The following is a 1315-nucleotide window of genomic DNA, read 5'->3' on the forward strand; positions in this document are numbered from 1 at the left end:
GTTTAATCGGGAAAGTATCATTTCATAAGTATTAAAATCTATTTGACTCGATTCGTTCAAATAAATGCTTGAATATTCATTCCCCAAAATTTTTTCTGTCCGTTCTTTTGAGTCAAAACCTCCTATCCAGATTTTAGAACCGTTAGGAAAATCATAAAACCAGTCTGATTTATTTAAGAATGAATTGTAATTAAGCCCTTCAATTTCTGCTAACTTTGGGAAGGTCTGGAAACAGATACTTTGCTTACAATGGGAAAACCGAAAACGGCCTATTAGATGATCCGTACCCGGATATTTAAGCGCCCTCAAAATAACATAGCGGACTATTGCGGTTGTTTTCCCGGACCGTCCCCCACCCTCAGCCAGTACGGTTCTATTCTTTTTGAATAATCGGTATAACTCTTTTTGCTTTTCAGTTTTTTGAAACACTATAAAGCTGCCTCGTCGTCTGAATCTATCTTTTGAATTAAAATGCCGCCGTTCATACTTAAATCGGCCCGATCGGTCCAGTGGAATCGGTTTTTCATTTGAAAAATATACATGGTTGGTTGAACATTTCTTTTGCAGAGGGTCCCTTCCCGGCCCAGCTTTTCCCAAAATGCCTGAGACAAAGTTAGACCATCGTCAACCGCTTTTGAGAATTCAGGGTATTGTTTTTTCCAGTTGTAAAAAGTATCCCGTGAGATTTTGAGTTCACCGCAGACCTCAATAATTGATTGTCCCTCCCCAAACAGATCGGGTAGTTTATCGGCGATTGCTTTATTGTATTTTGTTGGTCTGCTCATATATTAAATATATACCCTCTAACACTAATAATAAACCCCAGGGGCCAGAGTAGACCCCCAGGGCTTTCCGGTCAGCCTAAAATACCGCCGTCCTTCAAAAATTCTTGGCGTTGCGTTGCGCTCATTAGATCAAACTCTTTCCGGGTTTTAATCTTTCCGGCGTGCTGCTTTTTGTTTAACTGCTGCGCTTCGATTGCCTTGCTATCAGAAGTACGAATAAATCCGCCGCCGTATTCCTTGAGAAACCTACGGTTCAGTAGAACGTCAATTGCCGAATTGCCAATAGTGGAATCTGTCTCCCCATTTTCTGACAATTTTTCAAGGATTGCCGCTTCCGTTAAAATTGAGTTAGGGCTATGTTCAAAATAATTCTGAACCCGTACAGTTGCAATTCCTAACCGATGTTCATTTGCCGATGTGTCTATCATACTATCACCTCCTGGTCTGATTCAGACATTGCTCGTAACTTGTTTTCCAATACCGGGCTTTCCCGGTACAGCTCGCATTGCTTAAAGGGATTCTCTTTCATC

Annotated in this window: 3 protein-coding genes; all 3 read right to left on the minus strand. The window is 41.1% G+C overall.

The window, feature by feature from the left end; genetic code table 11:
- The coding region (locus TPRIMZ1_RS19120; RefSeq protein ID WP_010261134.1) for a phage terminase large subunit at nt 1-429 on the minus strand (429 nt) is incomplete at its 3' end.
- The gene (locus TPRIMZ1_RS0113770; protein WP_010261137.1) at nt 429-785 is read right to left on the minus strand and encodes a transposase; all 357 of its coding nucleotides are present in this window, start codon (nt 783-785) and stop codon (nt 429-431) included. The genes TPRIMZ1_RS19120 and TPRIMZ1_RS0113770, both read right to left, overlap by 1 nt.
- Before the next feature lie 71 nt (nt 786-856).
- On the minus strand, nt 857-1213 hold the full coding sequence (locus TPRIMZ1_RS0113775) for a hypothetical protein (protein ID WP_010261138.1): 357 nt from the start codon (nt 1211-1213) through the stop codon (nt 857-859).
- Between the last annotated feature and the right edge of the window lie 102 nt (nt 1214-1315).

This window comes from Treponema primitia ZAS-1, from assembly GCF_000297095.1.
Classification (GTDB): domain Bacteria; phylum Spirochaetota; class Spirochaetia; order Treponematales; family Breznakiellaceae; genus Termitinema; species Termitinema primitia_A.

Bases quoted from the DNA above. Each gene is read 5' to 3' on its own strand.
- TPRIMZ1_RS0113770 (WP_010261137.1), bottom strand. From the start codon at position 785: ATGAGCAGACCAACAAAATACAATAAAGCAATCGCCGATAAACTACCC.
- TPRIMZ1_RS0113775 (WP_010261138.1), bottom strand. From the start codon at position 1,213: ATGATAGACACATCGGCAAATGAACATCGGTTAGGAATTGCAACTGTA.